Consider the following 25026-nt stretch of genomic DNA (forward strand, 5'->3'; position numbering starts at 1 on the left):
AACAAGTACGGTGACGAAGCTGCCCTAGTTCAGATGTGTACGAGTTCAAATCGGCATTAAAGTAACGAAAAAGAGTCAGTGCCCGGATTGATCATAACCAAGGAGGAGGAAAACTCCTAGACACCACGCCCGGTATTGCAGGACCACGCCCGGCGTTACAGGCATCGCGCCCGGGTTACAGTTTCGCGATCCGCCAGGTGACACCACACTCATCCTTCAGCCAGCCCGCGAGCAAACTCAGGCAGAATTGAAGAAACCCTGATGAAAGAAGCTACAGGCATGGCAAAACCAAAGTTCATAAGCAATATTCGGCGGCTGCTCAATTTCAACTACACCGAGAGCCTGAAAACCAATAACAGGACCCTCGGCTCCATCAAGAAGACGCTGGACGCCGCGAACACGTCCACCAATGAAGCACTTGCGCAGATCCAGAAGGATCTGGAAACGCTACGCAAGGAAGCCACACTTCAGCGCCGCCACGACGATGCGATGCGTAGCCTGGCTACGATGCCACTGTTTGAAGAAATGCGGAAAGAATACCGGGCGAAGCAGCTGGGTCTGCTTGAAACAGTGCAGACCGTTTCTGAAAACAACCTCTCCTTTGTGCGCATCGGCGACGGCGAACTCAAGCTCGCTTTCGACATCACCGCAAACCTTGGTTTCCAGAAGAACTCAACGGCACTTCAAAAAGACCTCAACGAAGCCATGAGTGGAAGCCTCAACCGTGACGACATCATCTTCGGCACCCCGCACACCTACCGTGACCGCCACTGGAGCATGATCTGGGCCCAATACTGGCCCGAATTCCGCGAAGTCATCGCACCAGCCACCCGCCTTGGCAACGCGCACGCGACCCGGCCGTTGTTCTTCGCTTCCGAAGGCGAGCAAGGCGTGGAAGCATGGCGTAGCGTCTGGGCCGGCAAGAAAGCGACCATCATCACCGGTAAAAGCTCAAGATTCGACCTGATCCCACAGCTGTTCGGCAACCTGGCAGGTTCTGACCGCATCGATTCACAAGACCGTCACGCCTACGCGGACATCCCACGGATCATGAACGAGGTCCACAAGGCCACCGATACGGACATTTTCCTAGTCGCGCTCGGCCCCGCAGGCACGGTTCTATCCCACAAGATCGCCGAAACCGGACGCCAAGCAGTCGATGTTGGGCACATCTCCGATTCCTACCTTGCCGTGTTCGAAGGCGGCGCCCGTCCCGAAAGCCGGCCCTACTCACAGACGCCGGCAAAGCAGTAGTTGCCTCACGGGCTAAGAAAAGCTGGACTAACCGCCCGGTAGCAGGATCTTGTGTAGCTCCGCCATGCTCGTAGCGACCTGGCCTGGGTGCGCAGCGTCGATCTGTTCACGCGTCGCCGCGCCCCACGTCACGCCCACCGTGTCCACACCGGCGGCGTTGCCCGCCTGAATATCGGTAGGCGCATCCCCCACGTACACCGCCCCGCCCGGGCCGCCGGTAGGCTCAACACCCACCAACTCGAGCGCCTTCAACACCGGATCGGGTGCCGGCTTATGCCGTTCAACATCACCGTTACCCACCAGCGGGCTCAGCTCTGGCAAACCACACACCCGCAGGCCGCGCCGCGCCATCTCCGGCAGCTTCGCCGTCACAACACCCACCGTGCAGCCAGCGGCCTCAAGATCAGCGAGCACCTTATCCACGGCGGGGAATGGGGCCACCGCGTCGTCGTGCATCTCTTGGTTGAACTTCCGGTACACAGCCACCCACTCATCGGCCGCGTCCTCGCCGGCCACGGGGCGGAACGTGTCCTCCAACGTCAACCCGATCCACGACTTCATGACCTCATCATCCGGGGCCTGCACCCCGAAATGCTCAAAGGTGCGGTGGAACGTCGCCACAATCAACGGGATCGTGTTGATCAGCGTCCCATCCAGGTCAAACAGCACCGTCTTCCAGCGCGGTGAACCAGCCACAACGGCCACGTCCTCTCCAGTTACGCGTTTCAGTCCGCTCACGCACTCAGGTATTCGTCCACGGTCATGAGCGTGAGCATCGGGTTGAAGCAGTCCATGATCGCCATCGCCTGGTCGTGCACTTCTTTGGTTCCGCCGCCGCACGCATCCGTGAGCACCGTAACCCATTTGCCGGCATCCACGGCGCCCAGCGCGGTCCCGATCACGCAACAGTCCGTGGCGACCCCCGCCAACACTAGGCGGTCATAGTCCTTCGTCATTTCGGCGAGCTGTTCGCCCCACTTGGAGAACGTCGGCATCGACAACACACGGTCGCCATCCCGCACCGGGGAGGTCAAGTCCCACACCTCGGATTCGGGTTCGGCGCGGCATTCGTCCCAGCGGTCGTAATAGTCCGCCCACGCGCCGTGCTCTTCCGGGTCCCGCACAAAGCGAGTCCAAATCACCGGCGAACCATCCCGCTCACGCAACCGCGCCATCGCCTGCTCAACCTCGGCATAATTCGAGACACCCCACTGGCCGTCCTGGTCAGCGAAAATGTTCTGCATATCAATAAACACCAGCGCACCCTTGCGCGGGGTGCCCGTCTCAGGTGCTTGCTGCCCTGCAGCCGGTGCAGCGGCGTCCGATGCGGTACTCATCAATCCTCAACCTTCCGATTCAGTGGTGGGCTTGGTTTCAGTGTTGGGCCTAGTTTCGGCGGCCGTCGCCGAAGCGTCGGCGTCGGCCTCAGCGGCCGCTTCGGCTTCGGCCTGTTGGCGGGCCGCTTTCCGTGTGCGGAGCAGGCCCGTGGGTACGGGCAGCTTATAGGTCAGCATATAGAGCACCCCGGCGCCCAGGATCCCGGCGAGGAACCCGAGGTCCCCCATTGAACGGGAGAGTTCAGCGAGCGGGCCGGCCAGCAGTTCGGTATCCCAGAACAGCATCGAGACCAAGCATCCGCCGATCCATGCGAAGAAGTCCCACTCGAACCGGCGCCCGGTGTTATACAGCTCCACGGAGCTATCCACGGCGGGTTTACGCATCCGCAAGTAATAGTCCAGCAGCAACACCGTGCTGAACGGAACCACGAGGTAGGCAAGCACTGAGAGGAAGTTATAGAACCCGCCGTACGGGTCATCCTGCATCAACAAGGTCATGCCGAGACTCACCACAGCCACGATGACCACCGCAACAATACGGCTCACCGGGACCTTCAACGTCAACAGGGATAGTGCGCCGCCATAGAGGTTCATCGCGCTCACCGGGATCGTGGAGAGCACCACCGTGATCATCGCGACTGGCGTCCACGAACCCGTCAGCTGCGCCAACGCGGGGATCGCATCCAGCTCGCCCGCGAAACTGGAAACCAGAACCCCGATGCTGCCCAGCCACGTCAGCGCTAAGAAGCTGCCGCCAGCGGTATAGAGCACGACCTTCGAATGCGGGGTGCGGCGCGGAAGATACCGCGAGAAATCCGATGCGAACGGAGTCCACGTCATCACGTAGGCGAAGAAGAAACCCGCGAACGTGATCCAGCCGGCAACCGGGCCCATGTAGCTGCCCGCATCGGGGTTAGCGGCGAGCGTGAAGTCAGCCTCACGCAGCGAAAGCACCGAGATCACCAGGAACAACACCGTCAGTACGACGGTGGCTACCTTATTCACAACATGCACCACGTTGTGGCCCCACACCGCGAACACCGCCTGCACCGCGAACATGAGTGCCGCGGCGAGCGCGAAGTTGATGTCCACCAAAACTTGGAGCGCGATCACCGCGAACACCGTGTTCACGGCCGTCCACCCGATCGCGGAGACAATGGTGAGCAACGTGATCGGTAGGTAGTTCCCGTAGAAACCCATCGGGCCGCGGCCCTGGACCTGCTGCGGGACACCCAGCTTGCTGCCGATACCGGCCAGCAACCCCATGACCAGCACGCCGCACAGTGTTCCAGCGGAAACCGCGGTGAGGCCCTGCACCACTGACAACCCGAATTGCGCGGAGAAGAAACCGGACACCATGACCGCGAGCACCATGTTCGCGGCGAACCAAAGCGTGAACTGGCTGCGTGGGCTACCGTGCCTCTCTACATCGGGGATTTGTTCCGTTCCGTACGGCTCCGCCTTGGTGAGGGATGAACCGTATGTTGCTTCGCCGGGACTCTCGGCAGCCATGCTCACTCTTTTCGTTGAGGAACCTTTCACACTACCGTGGCCGCAACCACAACATCAAAAGCGGCCCCACAACCAATGTTGGTTGTGGGGCCGCTGATGTGGATGCTGACGAGGCCAGATCGCTTCTACACAGTCACGCTGTTTTACAGCGCGAGACCAAACACCCACACAAGCAGGGTCGAGCACGCGAGCGTGATGACGCCGATGCCGATGAGGTTCAGCCACACGCCGCCCTTGACCATCTCGCCGATCGTGACGTAACCGGAACCGTAGGCGACCGCGTTCGGCGGGGTCGCCACCGGAAGCATGAACGCGCACGTGGCAGCCAACGCGACAGGTGCTGCGAACAGCAACGGATCAGCACCCATACCCGATGCGATACCCATCGCCACCGGAATGAACGTCGCCGCAGTCGCGGTGTTCGAGGTCAGCTCCGTCAAGAACAGGATCGCGGCCGCCAGGATCGCGACAACCAGAACCGGCGGGACACCGTCCAGCTTGCCCGCGAACGTACCGATGTCCTTCGTCAAACCGGACTTGCTGAACATGCTGGAAAGCGCCAGGCCGCCACCGAACAGCAACAGCACATCCCACGGAAGTTCTTTAGCGGTCTTCCAATCCAACAGGCGCACACCGCGCTCAGCACCAGCCGGCATCATGAACAACACAACGCCCGCGAGCATCGCGATGCCCGCGTCAGAAATAATCGCCGTGCTATCAGTCAGCTGAGCGACCGTCGGGATGATGATCCACGCAAGCGCAGTCGCAATGAACACGACGATCACACGGATCTCGCCCTGGGACATCGGGCCAAGCTTGCTCAGCTCCGAACGGATCAGCTCACGCCCACCCGGGATCTCATCGATCTCCGGCTTGAACAGAACCTTGACCAGCAAGAACCATGCGACCGCCATCATCACGATAGAAATCGGGACACCCACCAGCATCCACTGAGCGAAACCGATCGTGACACCCAAGTTGTCGCTCATCGCGCCCGCCAACAACGCGTTCGGCGGAGTACCGATCAAGGTTCCCAGCGAACCGATCGAGGCGGCATACGCGATACCCAACATCAAAGCGGAACCGAAGTTAGTGCGGATCAAATCAACCGCGGACGTCACCGGCTCGCCATCTGCGTTGAGTGCGATCGAACCGGTCTTCGGGTTCGCGTCATCATTCTGCGTAATCTGGTTCACCAGCGACAACACAGACATACCGATCGGCAACATCATCACCGCGGTAGCCGTGTTCGAAACCCACATCGAAACGAAACCGGTCGCAATCATGAAGCCCGCGATCATCGCGCCAGGCCTATTCGGCATGACCCGCAAAACACCCAACGCGATCCGCCGGTGCAGATTCCACCGCTGCATCGCCAACGCGATGAAGAACCCGCCCATAAACAAGAAGATCGTGTCAGAGCCATACGAGGCACCCAACATGTTGAAAGTGACCGGCTCCGGGTCCTTCCCCTCCGCCTGAATCGGCTGAGCCAGCACAGGGAAAATCACGAGCGGCAGCAGTGCCGTAGCCGGGATCGGTAGCGCCTCGGTCATCCACCACACCGCCATCACAATCGCGGTAGCGGCAGTCAAACGCGCGTTATGCGACATCGAATCCGGGAGGATGAAATAGATCAGCACGCTCAACACCACACCGAGCGCGAGCCCACCCCAACGCACATTCACCGTGCGCTTCTCAACGGCCGGATCCAACTCGCCCGGCGACTTCTGCTTAACGTCACGGCCCTTCGACGGGTCCGGACGAAGACTCTCCAGATACTCCGGCATCTTCGGCTCAGCCATGCCAACCTCCTGGGTGCATATAGTTCAAACGCAGAATCGAGCGACAGCGGTCCGTTGGCACCCGACCTATCGCGAACAACAAAGAACTGTTAATGAAACAGTAAAGAGTGATGTGCCTCTCATGCTAAACGTAAGCGGTCCGAATCCGGAACTCGACTTCCAGAGCGGCGGTCACCCAACGCAACGGTTGCCCGGTGACTGTTTCCCGGTTGGCTGCTCCTTTGGTCAGCGATTCTGTCCCTTTGGTCAGCGATTTCCATGCCACCTGTTTCCCGCGCGACGTTGACCCGCTACGTTGGTTGCATGAGTACTTCACATGGTTCTGTTGCTGAATCTGCCGAGGCTGCTGAATCCGGTAAGCCGGTTGCGTTGATTACGGGTGCTTCGCGTGGGATCGGGTTGGCGATCGCCCGCGAGCTCGCCTCGACCCACAAGCTGATCCTGGGTGCTTCAAGCGAGGATTCACTGGCCGATGTGCTGGCCGAGTTCCCGGGTGCCCGCCCGTTCATCGCCGAGCTGACAGATAAGGACGCGATCGCCCGCGCTGTCGCGGACGCCGGCTTCGGCGGCGGTTCTGGTGCTGGCGGTTCCGGCGAGGGTGCCACCGCAAGCGGTTTTGGCGAGGGCGCGGATGCCCTCCCGCGGCTGGATGTGTTGGTGCATTCAGCGGGTGTGGCTGATGGCGAGACGGTCGCGGAGACCCCGTGGGATGTGTATGAGCGGGTGTTCTCCGTGAATGTTTTCGCTGTGGCCGAGCTGACGCGTCTGTTGCTACCTGCGCTGCGTGCGGCGCGTGGTCAGGTTGTGACAATCAACTCCGGTTCCGGCTACTTCTCCGGCGTGGGGGCTGCCGTCTATTCGGGTTCTAAGTTCGCTCTACGTGCGTTTTCGGATGCGTTGCGGGAGGAGGAACGCGGATCGGTGCGGGTCACCTCGATCCATCCGGGCCGCGTGGATACTGACATGCAGGTCGAACTGCAGGCCTCCTACGGCAACCACGACTACAACGGCTCGCTGTACATCCGCCCCGAATCGGTTGCGGCGACGGTCCGGCTCGCGGTAGACGCAACGCCGGAGGCGATGATCGAAAACCTAGCGATCCGCCCCGTCCACAAATAGCTCTGCCCCATCCGCAAATAGCTCTGCCCCATCCGCAAATTCCCGCGCCCCACCCGAAGATGCTTTGGAGGTTTCGATGACGACCGTTTTTCATTCCGCCACGGTTCACACTATGGACGCCGCCGCCCCGAAAACTGATGCGTTCGCGGTGGACGCCGGCCGCATCGTTGCGGTGGGTGATGCCGCCCGCGCGCTACTGGAACAGGGCGCGGAATCCGTCAATCTGACGGGTTACACGGTCCTACCGGGCATCATCGACGTACATAACCATCACAATCATGGTGGCCGCCGCGAGCTCACCGACCTCACGTTCCCGCCCACCGCCAACCTGGAAGAAATCCTCGCAGCCGTACGCACCCGCGCCGCCGAAACCCCTGCCGGCGAGTGGATCTATGGCGGCTCGGTAGGTTCGGGCCTCATCGGCACCATCGACACCGCGGAAGCGCTCGCCGCGCTGGATGAGGCGTCCGGCGATCACCCCGTGCTGCTCACGGATGATTCGCTTCATAACCGGTGGGCTAACTCGCTTGCGATGCGGAAGGCCGGGATCGCCGCGGACACCCCGAACCCCGACGGCGGGGTCATCTCCCGCGATAGCGCCGGCAACGCGACGGGTTGGCTCATCGAATCCGCGGGCGTTCTGGTGGAGTTGGCTAAGGCGGCCGATCAGCCGGAGTCGGCCGAGGCTCTCAAGGCGTCCACGGCCAAAGCGGTTGAGATGCTCAACGCGTACGGCATCACGGGTTTCCAGGATGCCGCCGCCTCCCTACAGATTATGGAGGCCGTCAAGGCGCTGGATGATGCTGGTGAGTTGAACTCGTGGGTTGTTTCCAGCACCCCGGTTGAGGAGTTCATTTTCGGTTATCAGCCGGTCGGGGAAGACGTCATTTTCGGGATGGAGCACACCCGCAGCGAGCACCATAAACCCGATTTCATCAAGATTTTCCTCGACGGCGTCCCGCCGGCTTTGACGGCCGCGTTCGTTGAACCGTACCTTCCCACAGACGGGCACGCGTGCACTCACGGCCACATGACCATGCCGTACGAGGAGCTTGAAACGTGGCTGCTGCGTACCGCTGAACGCGGGATCTCCGCGAAGATCCACTGCACCGGCGACGCCTCGGTGCGCGCCGTTTTGGATGCGGTGCAGAAGGTCCGCGAAGCTGGCTACGACGACGTGCTCTACCAGGTTGCGCACGGCCAGTTCGTCACGGAGGAAGACATCCCGCGTTTCGCTGAACTGAACGTTGCGGCGGATATTTCGCCGTCGCTGTGGTTCCCTGGCGTGATCATCGAAGCTATCAAGTCTGTCCTGGGTGAAGAACGAGGAAGCAAAGCGCACCCGAACCGTGCCTTGACGGAGGCTGGGGCGCTGATCGCTGCCGGTTCCGACTGGCCTGTGTCCGTTTCACCGAATCCGTGGGAAGCGCTCTATGGGCTCGTGACCCGCAAAGACCCGACCGGGGAATTCCCGGGCGAGCTGTGGCCGGAACAAGCACTCACCCGTGAGGAAGCGCTGGCTACCTACACGATCAACTCCGCCCGCGCGATGGGCCTCGGTGAACAGACCGGCTCCATCACTGAAGGTAAGGCGGCGGACTTTGTGATCCTAGAAACCGATCCGCTCACCTGCCCGGTCGAGGACATCATCACGATTCAGCCGGTCAGCACGTGGTTCGCCGGAAAGAAAGTCTTCACCGCCGCCTGAGCCTAGTCGCCTCTCTAGGCTGTGTCCGGGCCGCGGCGGCGATCCAGCGTCATATAGATCAGCACACCGAACAGCGCGAAAACCGGCCACAAAAGCAGCGGTAACCATAGTCCGGCAACCGTGCCCAGCACACCGCCGACAATGCTGCCGATCGGAACCAAACCCATCGTGAGTGTGCGGCGGAACGCAGAAATCCGGCCAAGCAGGCGCTGCTCCACTGTGGTCGCGGCATAGATCTGGGAGGCCACGTTCGTGATGGTCAAGATGACGCCCCACACCATCGTGTGAATAATCAGCAACACCACGGCCGCTTGCGGCACCGCGAACGCGAACAGCGGCAGGGCCGCGGCAACACACTGCCCCATACCGCCCCACACGTACAGTTTCCTGACTGGCACCGCATCAGAAATACGACCGGAAACGAAAGACGCAGCAATCCCCGAAACAGCCGCCAAGGAACCAAGGATGCCGTAGAACTCGACACCTAGATCCAATGTTTGGATGACCAGAATCGATTCAACCGCGGCACCCATCGACAAGCCGGCGTTAGTGAACGCCGAAAGCCACGTCATACCCGCTAACTGCCGGTCAGCAACCAAAACCGACCAGCCGTCTTTAACCTGCTCCCAAAACGACTGCTTCGCGGGCGCCTGGTCAGACACATCAGCCTCGACACCGGTCTCAGCGCCCGCGTCAGTGTCGGTGCCGGCATCGTCAGCATCATCGACCCCACCCGGCGCAGCCTGCGTTGCGGCTGGCTTCACGATCAAGAGCGCGAGGATCATTGCGAGTACCGCGAAACCGACGGCCGCCAGCAGCGTCCAGTTAGCGCCCAACACGGTGACGCCGTAAGCGACGGCGACCGGCGCAACAAGTGAAGCGATCCGGTCCCACGTGGCGATGTTCGCGACCGTCCGGCTGATCTGCCCCTCATGATCCGTAAGGGCAGGCACCGTGGAGACCTGAGCGGTCTCCGTCGCGACCGTCACAATACCCATGACGGTCGCGAACACGAGCAGAAACGGGATGCTCAGATGCCCGCTCACCGCCACCGCAACAAGCACTGCGGCGAGCGCGACCTTCGCCACAAGCGCAAGCTTCAAGACGCGGACCGCTTCGAAACGGTCAACAAAAACGCCGATGGGGATGCCCAGAATCATGAACGCCACCGTGGTCAGCGCGTTCAGTAGGCCCATCTGCCACGCGCTCGCGGCGAGGAGGGCAACCGCGACAATCTCAATCCACGGCCCGAACGCCTGAACGAAAAACGCGTCAGTAGCGTTCGAGGCTTTCGCCAACCGCAACCGGCGATTAACCACACCCATGACAACTCATTTCTGGCAATGGGACCCAGATAACAGCGCAGCCCCTCAACAGCGCGACCACAATGTGACCTACAACACAACATTCTGAATCCTATACGAACAACAACAAAGGGGCCGGCTTGGTACGCAACCAAGCCGGCCCCGTGGCCGCCTCGTGGACTAACTAATAGACCGCTAACTCATCAAGCGCTAACTATGCTCGCTTGAGTTCGATGTCGAGGGCTTCCTGAAGTTCGTCGAAGCTCGTGCCGAACGTCTCCAGAACAACCACGCCGTCGTCGGTCAGGTCGAAGATCGCGAGGTCCGTGTACACGCGGGAAACACAGCCCGTACCGGTCAACGGGTAGGTGCATTCCGGGACCAGCTTCGGCTTGCCGTCCTTGGTGAACAGCGTCATCATGACCAGCACATCCTTCGCGCCGATCGCCAAGTCCATAGCGCCACCCACCGCAGGGATCGCATCCGGGGCGCCCGTGGACCAGTTCGCCAAGTCGCCGCCACCGGAAACCTGGAACGCACCCAGAACACACACATCCAGGTGGCCGCCGCGCATCATCGCGAACGAATCCGCGTGATGGAAGAAGCTCGCCCCCGGCAACTCGGTCACTGGAATCTTGCCGGCGTTGATGAGCTCCTCATCAACCTCATCCTCCTTAGCGGCCGGGCCCATGCCGAGCATCCCGTTCTCCGTGTGCAGCGTCACGCCGGAATCAGCATCCAGGTAGTCCGCAACCAGCGTCGGCTGCCCAATACCCAAGTTCACGAACGAGTGATCCGGGATGTCCCGCGCCACCATCTGCGCCATCTCGGTCTTCTCCAGTGGGCCGCGGTCCGTGTGCTCAACCGTGCCGCGCGCCACGCCAGCGCCCTCCACGTCAGTACCACCAGCGCCTACAGCTTCATTTTTCACGTTGTCCTGGCTCATGCTGCGGTCTCCTCCTTTGGCAGGGCCGACAAGTCGAGGACGTCGTCGGTGTAAATCTTCGGGGTCACAATGTTCTCTGGGTCCAGTTCGCCCACCTCAACCACGTTGTTGACTTCAACGATCGTGCGGGTCGAGGCGGTCGCCATGACTGGCGCGAAGTTCCGGGCCGTCTTCCGGTACACGAGGTTGCCCATCTTGTCCGCGGTCTCCGCGTGAATCAGCGCCACATCGCCCTTGATCGGGTACTCCAGCACATAATTACGGCCGTCGATCTCGCGGGTTTCCTTACCTTCTGCGAGCGGGGTTCCGTAGCTGGTTGGGCAGAAGAAAGCGCCGATGCCGGCACCAGCGGCACGCATACGCTCGGCGAGGTTGCCCTGCGGCACCACCTCAAGCTCGACCTTGCCCGCGCGGTAGAGCTCATCGAACACGTAGGAATCGGATTGGCGTGGGAACGAGCACACCATCTTGCGTACGCGTCCCGCCTGCAACAGGGCCGCGAGCCCCGTATAACCGTTACCAGCGTTGTTCGATACGACCGTGAGGTCGCTCGCCCCCTGCTCAATCAGCGCGTCAATCAGCGTGACGGGCATCCCCGCCATACCGAAACCGCCAATCAGAACAGTCGAGCCGTCCTTGATGCCTTCTACTGCGGCGAGCGCGGATTCATGGAACCGTGTCTGTGCCACATCGATCTCCCTTCAGTGAGTCCTACCTAAGCCTGCGTTACGGGAACTTGTTTGTTGTTGAGTCGGTCTGGATTGTCTGCGTCGGCGCTGACGACGTCGTTGTCCACGAGCGCTTCGATGACGTGCTTCACTACGGGGCTGGATGTTCCGGCGCGGGTCACGAGTGCGAGGTCAGTCGGCAGGGTTTCCGGCACGGACTTGAACACCACACCCTGCGGACGTAGGGCTTGCACTGATTCGGGGATGAACGCGACCCCAGCTCCCGCGGCAACCAACGCGAGTAGCCCTGCCGTGCCTGGGGCGGTGTGCGCGATGTGCGGGGTGAATCCCGCGGCATGGCAGCTCGCTGCTGCACGGGCGTTGACGTTGGAGCGCGGGTCTCCGAACGCGATGAAGTGCTCTTCCTCGAATTCTTTGAGGGCGAGCTCGCCTTCTACGGATGCAAGCCGGTGCCCTTCCGGCATCGCTGCCACGAGCTTCTCGGTTCCTAACGGATAGGTTTCCAGCTCAGGGTCCGATGTGTGGCCACGCAGAATCCCCATGTCCAATTGGCCGTTGCGGATCCGTTCAAGCTGGGCCGGAGTGAGCAGGTCAGTGTGCACTTCCAGCGTGATGTTCGGTAGGGCTTCACCCACGGCTTGTTTGATGCGAGCCAGCTGCGCGAAACCCGTGGTTCCGGTGAACCCGATGCGGATGATGCCTGCCGAGCCGCCGGCGATGTTGCGCACACCAGCGAACATCGAATCCACATCGGCCAGAACGCGGCGGGCCTCCCGGTTCAGGTACGCGCCAGCGTCCGTGAGTTCAACCTTGCGGGTAGTACGGTTCAGCAGTGTTGTGCCGAGTTCTTTTTCTAGCCGGGCGATCGTCTGCGAAAGTACGGGCTGAGCGATATGCAACCGCATCGCGGCCTCGCCGAAGTGGAGGGTTTCAGCCACTGCCGTGAAGTACCTCAACGCTTTGATTTCCACGGCCACCTCCTTTGATAACTCTTCTTTAAGAATAAGGAGCAATCAATAGGAACTGAAATATATATTTGGAGTGGATTGATAAGCGCACGAGATAAATCTAGGCGTCGGTCGCCGCTGCACCCGCGCGGACGCTTCCCAGGCCGTTCTGTTCACGCACACCGCGCTGTCGGGCGAGCACCCCATGGCGCGGCCCCAAAAGCCACGCCAACACAAAAATCACCGCGCACACCAGCACTACGGCGCCACCCGTCGGCAGGTCAACAGCCCACGAAACATAGATCCCCACGAACGCACCCAGCACACCAAAGCACGCGGCGGTGAGCATCATCGGAACCATCCTGTCGCACACCATCCGCGCGGCCGCCGCCGGGGTCACCAGAAGCGCAATCACCAGGATGTTGCCGATCGTCTGCACACTCATGACCACCGCGAAGGTCACCACAACCGCCAACACAATATCCAACGCCATGACCCGCATCCCGATCGCCGTAGCGTAACCGCGGTCCAGCCCCACCATCACCAAATCACGGTGGAACACCGCCAAAACAGCGAGGATCAGCACGGACCCGAGCACCGTGGTCACCAGCGCCGAATCCGGGATACCGGTCAACGAACCAAACAAGAACGTGCTCAAGCTTCCCGAATAGCCGGGCGCGCGAGACATCACCACAATGCCGATCGCGAACATCGTGACCATCAAAATACCGATCACCGTATCCGAACGCAGCCGCTCATTCTGACTCAACACCGCGATCAGAACCGCGGTCAGCACCCCAGCGATCAGCCCGCCCCACAGCAGCGAACCCTGCAACACAAACGCCACCGCAAGCCCCGGGAACACGGCATGCGAAATCGCGTCCCCCATGAACGTCATCCCCCGCAACACCACGTGCGTGCCCACCACCGCGCACACCAGTGCCGAGAACGTCGCAACCACCAGCGCCTTCGGCAGAAACGCGAGCTGCGGGTTGAACAGATCCTGTAGAAAATCCAACGGCGTCAGCATGAGCGCACCCCTTCTTGTATGACTGCAGCCTCCGATGCGGTGGCTGGGGCCGATGTGAAGGCAGCCTCCGATCCTGTTGTTACTTCCGGCGCGGTTGCTGCCTCCGCAGCGGCGCCGGTGAAGGCGCCGACTTGGGTGAGCAGTGGCGAGGCTTCACTGACTTGGAAGGTGCGTTGCCAAAGCCCCGGATCGCCGAGTGCGTGTGGTGGGCCGTTAGCGATCACGGTGCGGTTCAGGAGCGTGACACGGTCGGCGATGGTCAGGGCGTGGCTGAGATCGTGCGTGGACATCACGATCGCCGCGCCCTGCCGCGCAAGCTCAACGAACAAAACCGACAGTTCTTCCTGGGTAGGCATATCCAGCCCCGTGAATGGCTCATCGAGTAACAAGACGCTCGGCTCTAGAACCAGCGCGCGAGCGATCATGACCCGCTGCCGCTGCCCACCAGACATCTCCGAGATCGGACGGTTTCGTAAGTGCGTCATCGAAACCCGCTCCAACGCGTGCGCAACCCGCTTCATATGCCCCACACTGAGGCGACGCCAGCGGGAAACCGAACGCACCAGACCGAGCCGCACCACGTCCGCTGCGGTCACAGGGAACGTCCAGTCGATGTCGTGGCGTTGCGGAACATAACCCAAACGGCCAGCCACACTCACCGAACCGCCCGCTAACGGAACCAGCCCCTGCAACGCACGCATCAACGTGGTTTTACCCGCACCATTCGGGCCAAGCAAAACATGGATCTCACCAGCGGAAGCGGTGATCGAGGCGTGCTCCAACACGGGCCGCTGCCCCAAATTCACGCACACATCGCGGCCCTCAAGCACCGCGATGCCGTTATTCTCACTCACCGGCACCGCTACCCCACACTTCCGCCTCGGTTGCGCGGCGCTTGCGTTGCACCACCACGCCAACAGCCACGCCCGCCGCGATCACGACGGCGGCGCCACCGGCAAGCCACCACGCCAACGACGCGCCTGCAGGCTTGGTCTCGCCCGCATCGGCTGCGGCATCGGCCGACTTGCTGTCGCCGGCCCCGTTGTTCGCACCATCGTTCTCTGCATCGTCGCCTGCCGCATCGTGCCCGGCGGCCTCTCCCACCGCATGCTTGCCAGTGGCGCTGTTGGTTTCCTTGGCCGCGGCGAGCGCCTCTTCGGTGTTCGTGGAGTCCCCTACCGCGAACACGAGCGAACCTGAGGCGGAGACCTTCTTACCGTCCTTGTCTTCGGCGGTCATCGTGAGCTGGGCCGTGTACTGGCCGGGGCGTGTGAAGACCCAGTTCGCGTGCGTGTGCGTGTTCTTCTCGATGAACACGCTGTTGTGTTCGGCGAGGTTGGAGCTATCCACCAGTAGCTGCGGGTCACCGAAGTTACCGGGTTGCAGGAACAGGGTCATCTGCCCGGGTCCGGTTGCTTTGCTGAACTTCATGGTCACGCCGCGGTCTGCGTGTTTGATGAGCTCGGGGTCCTGGGTGTTCCAGCCGAGCCACACCACACCGGAAATCTCCACCTGAGGAACAACCCAGGCCTCATCCCCGCCTTTCGCGCCGGTGAATTCGTAGCCGCTTTCCGGGATCTGTTGCTTACCGGCGTCATGCACCTGGATCACAACGTCTTCGAGGTTGCGCCACACCGCAGGGGAAGTCCGGTCATCACGCACTTGCATAACCCACTTGCCATCCACGCGGCGCATCCCTAGATCAGCGTGCCCCACATCCAAAACCGCGGCCTCGCCCGTGACGGTGCGTTCATCCGATTCCACCGTCTGCTCGAGTGCTGGATCATCCGAGGACGGCTCAGCGTGCGCGGCAGGAACCTGCCCGAAAACCCCCGCGAGAACCCCAACAACAGCAAGCGCAAAAGCGAGCGCACCGGTTAGCAAAAACGCGGACAGCCGAGGCAATCCGCTGTGTGCTGCAGGCGCGGCTGTATGCGGTGGCGTATGTAACTTCAGCATCGTGAGTGTCCTTATTAATTCCAGATTTCAGCAGTGAGTAGGGTCAGCAGCAGTCGCCAGTTAGGCCCGGGGCTGACGGCAAGCGGCAGTTAGGCCCGGGCCCGGCGGCAAGTGGCGGCGGCCGCCAACATGCAACGGGGCCAGCGCCGGTGCGCAGTTAGCGGCCGGGCGCATCGTGCTCACCTAGGGGTTTGCCTCCGAGTGAACGCGCGAGCGAGTCAGCGTTGGCGCGCATCAAGAGTTCGTATGTGTTGACTCCGGGGGTGAATGCGTCACCCCAGATCGGCGCGACGCCCACCCCGGCCAGTTGCGCGGCGTCCCGCAAGGATTGAGCGGTGCCGCCCGCGGTTTGTTCGATGAAAACGGCCGGGACGTTGAGGTCACGCAGGGTCGCAGCGAGCCTGCGGCGTTCAGCCAGCGATGGCTCCTGCCCCGGCGAGGGTGAAACCGACCCCGCAACATCCAGCCCATACCGGTTCGCGAGATACCCGTAGGCCTCGTGTGTTGTGACGAGGTTCCGGTTGCGTTCCGGAATGGAGGCGATGGAACGCGTCACATAGTCATCGACCTCGTCCAACCGGGCGATATAGGCCGATGCGTTGCCGCGGTAACGGGACGCGTTTCGTGGATCTTTCTTGATCACCTGGTCGCGGATCACCTCAACATAGGCTTGCGCGTTGCTCACGTCATGCCACAAATGCGGGTCGATTTCGCCGTGAACATGCTTACCGAGCACCGCTTGCGGCAGCTGATACACATCAGTACCGGGGCGGCCGATGAACCTGAACGCCGGGTCAGCCGGGATCGGTTGTAGCGCTTTCGGCGGCACATGGATCACCGTGTTCTCCAACGGAATGTCCTCCGGTTGCGGTTCATCCACACGCAACACGAGCCGCCGCTTCGCTGTATCCACCGTGATGTCCGCATGCCCCTTGCCCACGATGCGCGGCCCCGCCCCCGCAACCCCCGCCGGCATGTCTGCGATGGCATCCTCAGGGCTCACGCCCACCGCGATCCGCAACGTCGAGACCACCGCACCCGAAGCATCGGCGGCATCCGGTGAGGCCGTATCAGCACCGGCGCCGCGGGCCTCGCCGCCGAGTGTCCCGCCTGAGTTGTTGCCAAGCGTCCCGCTTGGCTTATTGCCGAGTGCCCCGCTTGTGGCAGGTGTGGCGCGGAAGGAAAGCGTATAGATGCCCGGTTCGGTGAACGCCCACGACATATGGGTGTGGGCGCCGGGCGGCAGGTTCGTGATGTTCTCGCGTGCGTTGTCCGGCAGCGAGGAGTCGAAGACTTTCTCTGGCCGCCCGAACGTTCCCGTCACGAACGCGAACACCGTCCCCGGGCCCTCCGCCGATACCAGCCCGAGCCTTGTCGCATCACCGCGGCGGGTCCCCGCGCCATTGGCGGTCGCGACTCGCAAACCGAGCCAGACCGCGTCGAGGGATCGTGACTCAACGAGTGGAATGATTTCGGCGCCGTAGCCGGAGGCTTCTTCGGCGAGCGCGATGTGGGTTGCGTCCGCGCCAATGTTGGCGTCGATCGCGCGGATGATGGATTGTTCTTCCAGCATGAGGTAGTTGGAGAACGCGAGGTCGGCTAGGGCGATGTCGCGCATCGCACGTGGTGTGGGTTCGAAGGAGTGCGGGTCAGCGCCTTCGGGCACCAAAGCGCTGACGTGCACATCGGGTCCGACTACGTTTCGGGTCAGGTCGGCGAGGATTCCGGTGGTTGCGACGATCCGCAGCCCGCCGGAGGTGAGGCCGCGGCTTGTTGTGCCGGGGAGGAAAACAGCCGCGGCGGCGGCTCCCGCGGCGAGCGTGATGAACGTTCGCCGCGAGAGCCCCCGCGTATGTGCCGGCCCGTTGGGGGCGGGCTGGCTGTTATCCGGTTGGTGTCCGCGCACGCGTTACTCCGCGCGGCGTGCACGGCGGTACAGCATGAACGCTGCCGCACCGATCACCGTCAGTAGGCCACCGGCAGCGCCGAGCTGTGCGGCATCGACGCCGGTGCGGGCCAGCGATGCCCCGCCAGCGTCCGGCAGTGCGCACGGCTGGCCGTCCGCGGTGCGGCCCACGGTGTCCATGATCATGACCTTGCCGTCCTTCTTGAACAGCTGGCCTTCCTTGGCGGAGGCCTGGTCTTTCGCGATCCCGGGCACCGTCACCTTGGGTGCGGATCCCCCAGCGTCCGATGTGCCACCTGCCGCATCTGAACCTTCACCTTGGCCTGCGCCGCCGCCTGCACCCTGGCCCTTGTCTGCGCCCTGGCCTGTGCCTTGCTGTTCAGGCTGGCCTGGCTTGGCACCCTGTGGCTGGCTTGGTTTCTGGCCTGGCGTTGGGGTGCTTGCGGTGGAGTGGAACCAGCGTTGGCCGACGATTTGACCGAAGTTCCCGGAGGTGAACACGGCTACGTTGCCGGGGCCGGACACGGATTCCAGCGTCCATGTAACCGGTCCGGTGGTGTTTTTGAGGGATGGGTGCATTGTGTTCGCGCCGATCCACGGCACGCCTGGGATCTGTGTGGATGGGACCATCCACACGTTGGAGCCTTGCGGGGCTACGAAGTCGATGCCTGCCGGGGCGGAAGTGCGTGCGGCATCACCGAGCGCGAAAGAAAGCGAACCTGGCTCAACCCACGCGGCCGGCTGTTTACGGTCGTCTTTGAGGGAAGCCTTGAGGGTGGAGCCTTTCAGTTGCGAACCGAGGTCGAAGTGCCCGCCCGTCACACCGGCGGCACCTGGGCCGACGTTGAAACGCAGCGTTGCGCGTGCTGAGGCGGTCCCACCGCTCTTGAGTGTTGCGCTCTGCCGGATCTGTACCGTGTAGGAACCCGGCTTGGAGAACACCCAGTTCGGGTGCACGTGCGAGTTCGCTGGGATGGTCACACTGCCGCTGACCCGTGACGTCGGCAGCAGACCCGCCACGGAGAACAGGCTGGTGCCGCCCCTGGTGACGCCGCCGGTAGTTGCGGAACGGTCGGCCGTTGAGCCCTTAGAGCCCTTGGAACCCTCGGCTGTGGAGTCTTCCGTCTTGGAATCCTCCGCCTCGGAATCTTCTGCCGTGGAATCCTCGGACGATGTGGCCGCATCGATTTCGGCCTGCGTTGCCTCACGTGGTTCCTCGACCGGGGTGCACTCCGGGGTCGCCGGCGCAGCAGGCGCTACTGGCGCTGGAGCTGGCGCGACTGGTGCTGGCACATCGGCCGGGGCGCCTGGAGCCTGCGCGCCTGGAAGTTGCGCACCTGGAGCCGGAGCTTCTGGAGCGGGTGCCTGCGGCGCAGCATCACCCGGCGTTTGTGGCGCAGCGTCGCCAGGAGCTTCTCCGGTGCCCGGCGCTGGCGCTGGCTTCTCAGGGGCTGGCTTCGCTGGGGCCGTTTTCTCTGGCTTCGGCGCCGGTTTCTCAGGCTTTGGCTTCGGTGCTGGCTTCTCAGGCGAGGCCGACTCAGATGGTTCCGGTTTCGGCGCCGGCTTCGGCTTCGGCTTTTCCGGTGCCGGTTTTGGTTTCTCCGGAGCTGGCGCTGGGGTCGGCTTGGCTGACTCAGACGGCGCTGGCGCTGGCGTTGGCTTCTCAGGAGCTGGCGTCGGAGTTGGTTGAGGCGTCGGTTTCGGCGCTGGTTTTGGCTTCGGTGCCGGTTTTGGTTTCTCCGGAGCCGGCTTCGGCGTCGGCGTTGGTGTCGGCGCAGGTGCTGGTGCGGGTGCCGGTTTGGTGAACGCTGTTCCCTTGTGGGCGGAGCCTACGGTGAAGTAGTAGGTCTGCGCCGGGGATTCGATGATCGCCCCGGAGCTGGTTTGGGTTCCACGTGCTTTGAGCGTGATCTTGTACAGGCCCGGTTTGGTGAAGGCCCAGTTCGCGTGGGTATGGGCCGGATAGGTTTGTTCGCGCACCGCACCCGCTGTGAGTTGGGTTGCGCCGTTCTTCAAAAGTGGGCTCATCTGCCCGAAACCGTTAGTCCCAAACAAGTACACCTTGCCCGGGCCTTGGACAGAGGTGAACACGAGATCCACGTGCTTACCGACCCCGCCGCCCTGGGTCCCGAGGGTGTCCCACCCCGGCCAGAGCAGATTGTGGTCTTGGGTTTGCGGCAAGAAATAGCTTTGCCCAGCACCCGGCCAGCCTGCTGGGATGTCCCGCTTAGCGGCATCCTTGACATGTAGCTCAACCTTGGACGGGTCGCGGTGTACATGGGAGCCAGTGACGTCTTCTTTGAGGTTGAGCTTCAAAGCACCGTTCGATGCGGTGACATTGAACGCATCAACGTGGCCCGCCTCCAGGATCAGGTGGTCCGCAGCCGGAACCGTAGCGCTGTTATAGGCGGCCAAGCCCGTAGTTGCGTTATGAGCACCCAAACCTGCAACCGAGGTCTGGGCCGCGGCCGTGTTGGCTGGCGCGGTGTTGGCGTGCGCGGCCGCTACCGGCGAGATTCCCGCCAACAGCAGGGCCAACACACCCGTGGTTGAGGCAATGCGGGCCTTCGCGCCCTTGGCGGCGAATTGTTTGGTGCTGGAAGCTACGTCAGCAGAACGCGAGGCGGCACTGAAGGTATCGGCGCTGGTACGTGTGTCAGCGCTGACTCGTTCAGCGGAGTTGGTGGCGGGAAGCTGATTCCCTGGTGTCCCTAGTGGCGGCATGGCTGTGCGCTTTCTAGTGAGAAGAATACCGTTATTGCTATTGAGACTCATTTGCAATAGCTATACATTCCTACCACACTCGCCCCGGCTTCGCACACCCGGCCTCCGCCCACACGCAACTGGCACGGATAGGATCGGGGCATGTCTGGCATCGTGATGACCCCGGAGTTGAGGGCCGCGCTCAACCATCTTCAGGTGGGCAATCACGCATTCATCACGGGTAAAGCAGGCACGGGCAAGTCCACGCTCGTGCGGCTGTTTATGGAGCAGACCACACGCAACGTGCTGGTTGCCGCCCCCACGGGGATGGCGGCGTTGAACGTCGGCGGGCTGACCCTGCATCGGCTGTTCAGTTTCCGGCCCGGGGTGACGGAGGAGTTCGTCCGTTCGCCGCGCTATTCGCCGGCCGCGCATCGTGAAGTGCTTGAGCAACTGGATGTTCTGGTGATCGATGAGGCCTCGATGGTGCGGGCCGATCTGTTCGATGCGCTCGCCGCCGCGCTGGAACTGTATGGGCCGAGGCCTGGCGAGCAGTTCGGCGGGGTCCAGCTGGTTCTGGTGGGGGACGTGTATCAGCTGCCGCCCGTCGTCGCCCCGACCGAACAAGCACAGTTTGAGCGGGACTACGGCAGCCCCTATTTCTTTTCCGCGCGGCATTTCCCGGAGAATTCTTTCCCGGTTTTCGAGCTCAGCCACGTGTTCCGGCAAGAGCACGGCTCCCGGTTCACGGAACTACTCAACGGAGTGCGTGATGGCTCGCTGACCCAGCGCGGGCTCGCGGAACTCAACGAACGCGTCGACCCGCACTTCACACCACCCGCCGACGAACCGTGGATGACCCTGACCACCACCAACCGGATGGCCGATGCCGCAAACCGGCGCGAACTCGAAAAGCTCGCTACGTTCTCACTCACCTCCGATGCCGATACCGTGGGCGACCTTACCGGTTTCGACCCGCCCGTCCCGCACGAACTTCAGCTGCGGATCGGCGCGCAAGTCATGATGGTGGTCAACGACCCGCTGGACAGGTGGGTCAACGGAACCCTCGGCGAAATCACAGACCTCGGCTGGGACAAAGACGGCGAACCGTGGGCCGCCGTCGCGACACCCGGCGGGGACATGTTCATCGCCCGGCCCTACACGTGGGAAGTCCTCTCCCCTATCGCACTCGAGAGCGGCCGGCTATCCAACACGGTGCAGGGCACGTTCCGGCAGCTACCCATGCGGCTCGCGTGGGCCATCACCATCCACAAAGCCCAAGGCCAAACCCTCGAACGCGCGATCGTCGACATCCGCGGCGGCATGTTCACCGACGGTCAACTCTATGTCGCGCTCTCCCGCGTGCGTTCGCTGGAGGGGCTGGTTTTGCGGCGAACCGTACTCCCGAAAGACATCCAAGTAGCCCCCTCGCTACGTCGCTTCCTGCGCAGCCAACGCGTCCTGAACCGAGGCGACAACACTGGACCCAACAGTAACCCTGGGCCCGGCAACACTGCTTACGATGGTGGGCTTGCCTTCCTCACGGTCCTCACGGTGGGGGACGCAGGTCGAGGCTGGCGTCCGCGGCCGCTCGAGGTCTCGGTAGTCACATCGGATGGAGGCCAGGCTTCAACCCTGGTGAACCCCGGCCGTGACTTAGGAGATGCGGCGGCAACGCACGGGATTGATGCGGACATGCTGACCCTCGCCCCGGATACGGCGCAAGCGTTGACCGGGCTCGGTCCACTGCTTGAGGGCAGGACAGTCGTGGCCACAAACGCGGATACTCTGCGTGGGCTGATCGACTTCGAGCTCCGCCGCCTCGGCGTCCTGGAACGCATGCCGCTCTTCGTCGAAACGAGCGAGGCGCCTGGCGATCCGGACCCGTGGACCGCATGGGAACACACCACATCCTCGGGCTACCTGCTCACCCGCGCCGCCCGGTCTGACACGGTCTCCGCCTCCAACACTGCCGCAGATTCCCACGCCGCCGCACCCAGCAGCAACCCCCGAACCCCTGACATTCGTACCGGCGGGCGGGAGGATGACGCGGGCGCACACCGAGCACTTGGCAGCGCGGCTTGCCGGCCGCACGCTCGGGCCGGCCACAGAGCAACTGAAACGCAGCATTGAGGCGGAGTACGGCGTCGTGATCCCCTATGAGCCGCCAGCTGCCGGCCCCGCGCTCAAAGACATCCTGAAGCTGGGGGCGCGGATCGCGTTCACCGGCAGCATCACGCTGGAGGGGAAGGCGTGGGATAGGGACGTGTTCGCGAAGTTCATCGAGGCACGCGGTTTCGTCACGAGCGCGAACGTCACGAAAACCCGCACCGACCTTTTAGTGCTCGCGGACATCAACAGCGAATCAGGCAAGGCGCGCAACGCACGCAAGTACGGAACACCGATGGTATCGCTCGCGGACTTCCTCACGGCCCTAGCCGCCATGGAAAGTTAGCTGGCTCCCCGCTCTGATCCCGCCGTATCAGCCGGTAGCGTTACGGCGTCTTCGTAGCGGCGGACCCCAAAGAACGTCCAGAACGCTACGACCGTGGCGAGGATATAGAGAATCCACGAAGTCAGAACCACAGGGCCTGGCCCTACCTCGGTGCGTGCCGCGGAACCCGCCCCGTTGGTTTCGAAGAACCACCAGTTAGCGATAATGCGGGAAACCGTCACCGCTACCGTCACCACCAGCAGGATCCAGAGGCGCAGCATAGGGATCCGAGCCCCCGTCACCTCTGTACTGGAGCCGTTGCTTGCCACATGCGTTCCCGATTCGCCCCGGATGCGGCGGCGTTCAGTATAAGCCACGACGAGCGCGACCACGGCCCCACCGATCGCGATCAGGAAAATCAAGCCACCCAACGGGATACCTATATACATGAGGGCTTTACCCACGGCCGCGCCCGCAACCGAGGTATAGACAAAGAACGCAACGATCGCGGTAGGGATCAGGTTAGTAACGATCGAACCGACCGTCACCCGCACCGACTTATGCAGCTGCACGGCACGGGAATCGGTACGCCACGTCGAGGCCATAGGTGAACGAGACATCCCTCTCCCCGCTTCCCTCGCTGCGTGCTTACGATACTGCGCCACCACCACTGCCCAACGGCTGCCACCGCTACCCAACGGCTACCACCGTCACCCAGCGCCGGCTGCCACCGTTATCCGTGCTGCTGTGTTTTTGCTGTTGACCATTGTAGGCAGGTGAACCCCGTGTATTCGCGGAAACGCGTGCAATAAGTACACAATGACACCCACAGTTCACATACAGTTCCGCAGGTGTGACGCGTGGGTGACGTGTGCGACTGCGACGTGGGAGACTCAATGTATGACTTCTGTATCCTTCACCAGCCCGAATGGTTCTTTCGACGTCCAGACCGGCCTGTTCATCGACGGCGAGTGGACAGCGGCCGCCAGTGGCGCATCGTTTCCTGTACTGAACCCGGCCACAGCTAAGGAGATCACGCAGGTGGCCGATGCGGGAGTCGAAGACGCGCGCCGCGCCCTAGATGCCGCTGTTGCGGCACAGAAAGAATGGGGCGCCACAACAACCCGGGAGCGCTCCGACATCCTCCGCGCAGCCTACGAACTGATCCTGGAACGTGCCGATGACATCGCCCACGTGATCGCCACGGAGATGGGCAAGCCACTACGCGAAGCCAAGACCGAAGCCACCGACGCCGCAGACATGCTGCGCTGGTTCTCCGAACAAGTCCAACACCAAACCGGCAACTTCGCCCCCGCCCCGAAAGGCGGCTACCGCATCATCACCACCTACCAACCGGTAGGCCCCTCCTACCTGGTGACCCCGTGGAACTTCCCTGTCTCGATGGGCGCCCGCAAAGCCGGCGCCGCGCTCGCCGCGGGTTGCACCGTGGTGCTCAAGCCGTCTGATCTGACGCCGTTGACGATGTCGCTGTTCGTTCAGATCCTCCACGAAGCCGGTGTACCGGCCGGTGTTGTGAACCTCGTGCCAACCGTGGATGCCCCGGCCCAGTCCGCGGATCTCATGACGGATGAGCGGCTGCGGAAGGTCTCTTTCACGGGCTCAACCCCGGTGGGTACCCAGCTTTTGAAGCAGGCGGCCGATAACGTCATGGCCTCCTCGATGGAGTTGGGTGGCAACGGACCGTTCCTCGTCTTGTCCAAGGCCAACGTGCGTTGGGCCGCTAAAGGCGCCGCGGGCTTGAAGTTCCGCAACGCAGGCCAGGTGTGTATTTCTGCCAACCGCATCATCGTGCACAAGGATGTTGCCGATGAGTTCAAGCAGATCTTCCTCGAGGAGGTCGCCCGCCTGCGCGTGGGTGCTGGGACAGATCCGGACACGACGGTGGGGCCGCTGGTCTCAGACCAGCAGCGCGACCGCGTGCAAGGCTTGCTTGCGGATGCGCAGGAGAAGGGCGCCACGGTTCTGGCCGGTGGCGACTGCCCCGAGGGTGACGGTTATTTCTTGAACCCGACCGTGGTTGAGAACGCGCCACTGGATTCCGATATCGCGACAACCGAGATCTTCGGGCCCGTCGCGTCGCTGTATATCGCCGATTCTGATGAGGAAGCGATCCGGATCGCCAACGACACCCGTTTCGGTTTGGTCGCCTACGTGTATTCGCAGGACATTATGCAGGCGATGCGCGCGGCTGAAGCGCTCGAGGTGGGCATGGTTGGTCTGAACCGCCCTGCCGTGGCTGACCCTGCCGCCCCGTTCGGTGGTGTGAAGGCTTCCGGGCTGGGTAAGGAAGGCGGCCACAACGGCATTGAGGAATACCAGATCGAAAAACTCATCACGATGGCGGTGTAACCG

20 protein-coding genes are annotated in these 25026 nt (G+C 62.5%); 6 read left to right on the forward strand and 14 right to left on the reverse strand.

The features are described from left to right. Positions 1-279: 279 nt before the first annotated feature. Positions 280-1254, forward strand: a complete 975-nt coding sequence (locus HMPREF3160_RS01915) for a GT-D fold domain-containing glycosyltransferase (RefSeq protein ID WP_176744679.1) — start codon at positions 280-282, stop codon at positions 1252-1254. Positions 1255-1281: 27 nt separating this feature from the next. Here the strand turns inward: HMPREF3160_RS01915 and HMPREF3160_RS01920 are convergent, their stop codons facing one another. From HMPREF3160_RS01920 to HMPREF3160_RS01935, 4 genes are all read right to left on the reverse strand, one after another. Beyond that, complete coding sequence (locus tag HMPREF3160_RS01920) at positions 1282-1992, reverse strand: HAD hydrolase-like protein (protein WP_176744680.1); 711 nt, start codon at positions 1990-1992, stop codon at positions 1282-1284. Beyond that, on the reverse strand, positions 1989-2591 hold the full coding sequence (locus HMPREF3160_RS01925) for a cysteine hydrolase family protein (RefSeq protein ID WP_083285283.1): 603 nt from the start codon (positions 2589-2591) through the stop codon (positions 1989-1991). The genes HMPREF3160_RS01920 and HMPREF3160_RS01925 overlap by 4 nt, the downstream gene beginning before the upstream one ends. Positions 2592-2597: 6 nt before the next feature. Continuing rightward, positions 2598-4103, reverse strand: coding sequence for a purine-cytosine permease family protein (locus tag HMPREF3160_RS01930; protein WP_070506766.1), 1506 nt, complete (start codon positions 4101-4103; stop codon positions 2598-2600). A gap of 143 nt (positions 4104-4246) precedes the next feature. Further along, positions 4247-5908 carry an SLC13 family permease gene (locus tag HMPREF3160_RS01935; RefSeq protein ID WP_256173812.1) on the reverse strand — a complete coding sequence of 554 codons (1662 nt, stop codon included), beginning with the start codon at positions 5906-5908 and terminating at the stop codon, positions 4247-4249. A 303-nt stretch (positions 5909-6211) separates the two neighbouring features. On the opposite strand from HMPREF3160_RS01935, the gene HMPREF3160_RS01940 reads away from it, so the two are divergent. Beyond that, positions 6212-7027, forward strand: a complete 816-nt coding sequence (locus tag HMPREF3160_RS01940) for an SDR family oxidoreductase (protein WP_070506899.1) — start codon at positions 6212-6214, stop codon at positions 7025-7027. Between the two features lie 76 nt (positions 7028-7103). Continuing rightward, entirely contained in the window at positions 7104-8735 is a 1632-nt protein-coding gene (locus HMPREF3160_RS01945) for an amidohydrolase (protein WP_070506768.1), read from the forward strand. A gap of 14 nt (positions 8736-8749) precedes the next feature. Here HMPREF3160_RS01945 and HMPREF3160_RS01950 read toward each other — a convergent pair whose 3' ends face one another. The 9 genes from HMPREF3160_RS01950 to HMPREF3160_RS09795 all read right to left on the reverse strand — a co-directional run bounded on the left by HMPREF3160_RS01950 (position 8750) and on the right by HMPREF3160_RS09795 (position 20240). Continuing rightward, a complete protein-coding gene (locus tag HMPREF3160_RS01950) occupies positions 8750-10060 on the reverse strand; it encodes an MFS transporter (protein ID WP_070506771.1) in 1311 nt (436 codons plus the stop codon). 193 nt (positions 10061-10253) lie between these two features. Further along, the gene (locus tag HMPREF3160_RS01955) at positions 10254-10919 is read right to left on the reverse strand and encodes a 3-oxoacid CoA-transferase subunit B (protein WP_370977373.1); all 666 of its coding nucleotides are present in this window, start codon (positions 10917-10919) and stop codon (positions 10254-10256) included. A gap of 62 nt (positions 10920-10981) precedes the next feature. Beyond that, entirely contained in the window at positions 10982-11674 is a 693-nt protein-coding gene (locus tag HMPREF3160_RS01960; protein WP_070506773.1) for a 3-oxoacid CoA-transferase subunit A, read from the reverse strand. A 26-nt stretch (positions 11675-11700) separates the two neighbouring features. Beyond that, positions 11701-12645: a LysR family transcriptional regulator gene (locus HMPREF3160_RS01965; RefSeq protein ID WP_070506775.1), complete on the reverse strand. Its 945-nt coding sequence runs from the start codon at positions 12643-12645 to the stop codon at positions 11701-11703. Between the two features lie 97 nt (positions 12646-12742). After that, the gene (locus HMPREF3160_RS01970) at positions 12743-13651 is read right to left on the reverse strand and encodes an anchored repeat-type ABC transporter permease subunit (protein WP_070506777.1); all 909 of its coding nucleotides are present in this window, start codon (positions 13649-13651) and stop codon (positions 12743-12745) included. After that, complete coding sequence (locus HMPREF3160_RS01975; protein WP_083285315.1) at positions 13645-14505, reverse strand: anchored repeat-type ABC transporter ATP-binding subunit; 861 nt, start codon at positions 14503-14505, stop codon at positions 13645-13647. Before HMPREF3160_RS01975 ends, HMPREF3160_RS01970 begins: the two co-directional genes overlap by 7 nt. Further along, a complete protein-coding gene (locus HMPREF3160_RS01980) occupies positions 14498-15610 on the reverse strand; it encodes a choice-of-anchor M domain-containing protein (RefSeq protein WP_070506782.1) in 1113 nt (370 codons plus the stop codon). Before HMPREF3160_RS01980 ends, HMPREF3160_RS01975 begins: the two co-directional genes overlap by 8 nt. 157 nt (positions 15611-15767) lie before the next feature. Further along, a complete protein-coding gene (locus HMPREF3160_RS01985) occupies positions 15768-17516 on the reverse strand; it encodes a metal ABC transporter solute-binding protein, Zn/Mn family (protein ID WP_083285289.1) in 1749 nt (582 codons plus the stop codon). Positions 17517-17519: 3 nt separating this feature from the next. Next, positions 17520-20240 (reverse strand): choice-of-anchor M domain-containing protein, encoded by a 2721-nt coding sequence (locus HMPREF3160_RS09795; RefSeq protein WP_070506785.1) that lies wholly within the window; start codon positions 20238-20240, stop codon positions 17520-17522. A 141-nt stretch (positions 20241-20381) separates the two neighbouring features. Here HMPREF3160_RS09795 and HMPREF3160_RS01995 point away from each other — a divergent pair, with 141 nt between their 5' ends. Continuing rightward, positions 20382-22352 carry an AAA family ATPase gene (locus HMPREF3160_RS01995; RefSeq protein ID WP_083285292.1) on the forward strand — a complete coding sequence of 657 codons (1971 nt, stop codon included), beginning with the start codon at positions 20382-20384 and terminating at the stop codon, positions 22350-22352. Positions 22353-22368: 16 nt separating this feature from the next. Beyond that, on the forward strand, positions 22369-22674 hold the full coding sequence (locus tag HMPREF3160_RS09565) for a hypothetical protein (protein ID WP_141739786.1): 306 nt from the start codon (positions 22369-22371) through the stop codon (positions 22672-22674). Here the strand turns inward: HMPREF3160_RS09565 and HMPREF3160_RS02000 are convergent. Continuing rightward, positions 22671-23273: a hypothetical protein gene (locus HMPREF3160_RS02000; RefSeq protein WP_141739787.1), complete on the reverse strand. Its 603-nt coding sequence runs from the start codon at positions 23271-23273 to the stop codon at positions 22671-22673. The genes HMPREF3160_RS09565 and HMPREF3160_RS02000 overlap by 4 nt on opposite strands. A 280-nt stretch (positions 23274-23553) precedes the next feature. On the opposite strand from HMPREF3160_RS02000, the gene HMPREF3160_RS02005 reads away from it, so the two are divergent. Further along, positions 23554-25023, forward strand: coding sequence for an NAD-dependent succinate-semialdehyde dehydrogenase (locus HMPREF3160_RS02005; RefSeq protein WP_070506789.1), 1470 nt, complete (start codon positions 23554-23556; stop codon positions 25021-25023). Positions 25024-25026: the final 3 nt, after the last annotated feature.

The organism is Arthrobacter sp. HMSC06H05, assembly GCF_001807395.1.
In the GTDB taxonomy this organism is placed as follows: domain Bacteria; phylum Actinomycetota; class Actinomycetes; order Actinomycetales; family Micrococcaceae; genus Pseudoglutamicibacter; species Pseudoglutamicibacter albus.

Coding starts and splice junctions, on each gene's coding strand:
- HMPREF3160_RS09795 (WP_070506785.1), bottom strand. CDS start 20,240: ATGCCGCCACTAGGGACACCAGGGAATCAGCTTCCCGCCACCAACTCC.
- HMPREF3160_RS01935 (WP_256173812.1), bottom strand. CDS start 5,908: ATGGCTGAGCCGAAGATGCCGGAGTATCTGGAGAGTCTTCGTCCGGAC.
- HMPREF3160_RS01970 (WP_070506777.1), bottom strand. CDS start 13,651: ATGCTGACGCCGTTGGATTTTCTACAGGATCTGTTCAACCCGCAGCTC.
- HMPREF3160_RS01945 (WP_070506768.1), top strand. CDS start 7,104: ATGACGACCGTTTTTCATTCCGCCACGGTTCACACTATGGACGCCGCC.
- HMPREF3160_RS02000 (WP_141739787.1), bottom strand. CDS start 23,273: ATGTCTCGTTCACCTATGGCCTCGACGTGGCGTACCGATTCCCGTGCC.
- HMPREF3160_RS01930 (WP_070506766.1), bottom strand. CDS start 4,103: ATGGCTGCCGAGAGTCCCGGCGAAGCAACATACGGTTCATCCCTCACC.
- HMPREF3160_RS01915 (WP_176744679.1), top strand. CDS start 280: ATGGCAAAACCAAAGTTCATAAGCAATATTCGGCGGCTGCTCAATTTC.
- HMPREF3160_RS01980 (WP_070506782.1), bottom strand. CDS start 15,610: ATGCTGAAGTTACATACGCCACCGCATACAGCCGCGCCTGCAGCACAC.
- HMPREF3160_RS01995 (WP_083285292.1), top strand. CDS start 20,382: ATGTCTGGCATCGTGATGACCCCGGAGTTGAGGGCCGCGCTCAACCAT.
- HMPREF3160_RS02005 (WP_070506789.1), top strand. CDS start 23,554: ATGACTTCTGTATCCTTCACCAGCCCGAATGGTTCTTTCGACGTCCAG.
- HMPREF3160_RS01925 (WP_083285283.1), bottom strand. CDS start 2,591: ATGAGTACCGCATCGGACGCCGCTGCACCGGCTGCAGGGCAGCAAGCA.
- HMPREF3160_RS01940 (WP_070506899.1), top strand. CDS start 6,212: ATGAGTACTTCACATGGTTCTGTTGCTGAATCTGCCGAGGCTGCTGAA.
- HMPREF3160_RS01950 (WP_070506771.1), bottom strand. CDS start 10,060: ATGGGTGTGGTTAATCGCCGGTTGCGGTTGGCGAAAGCCTCGAACGCT.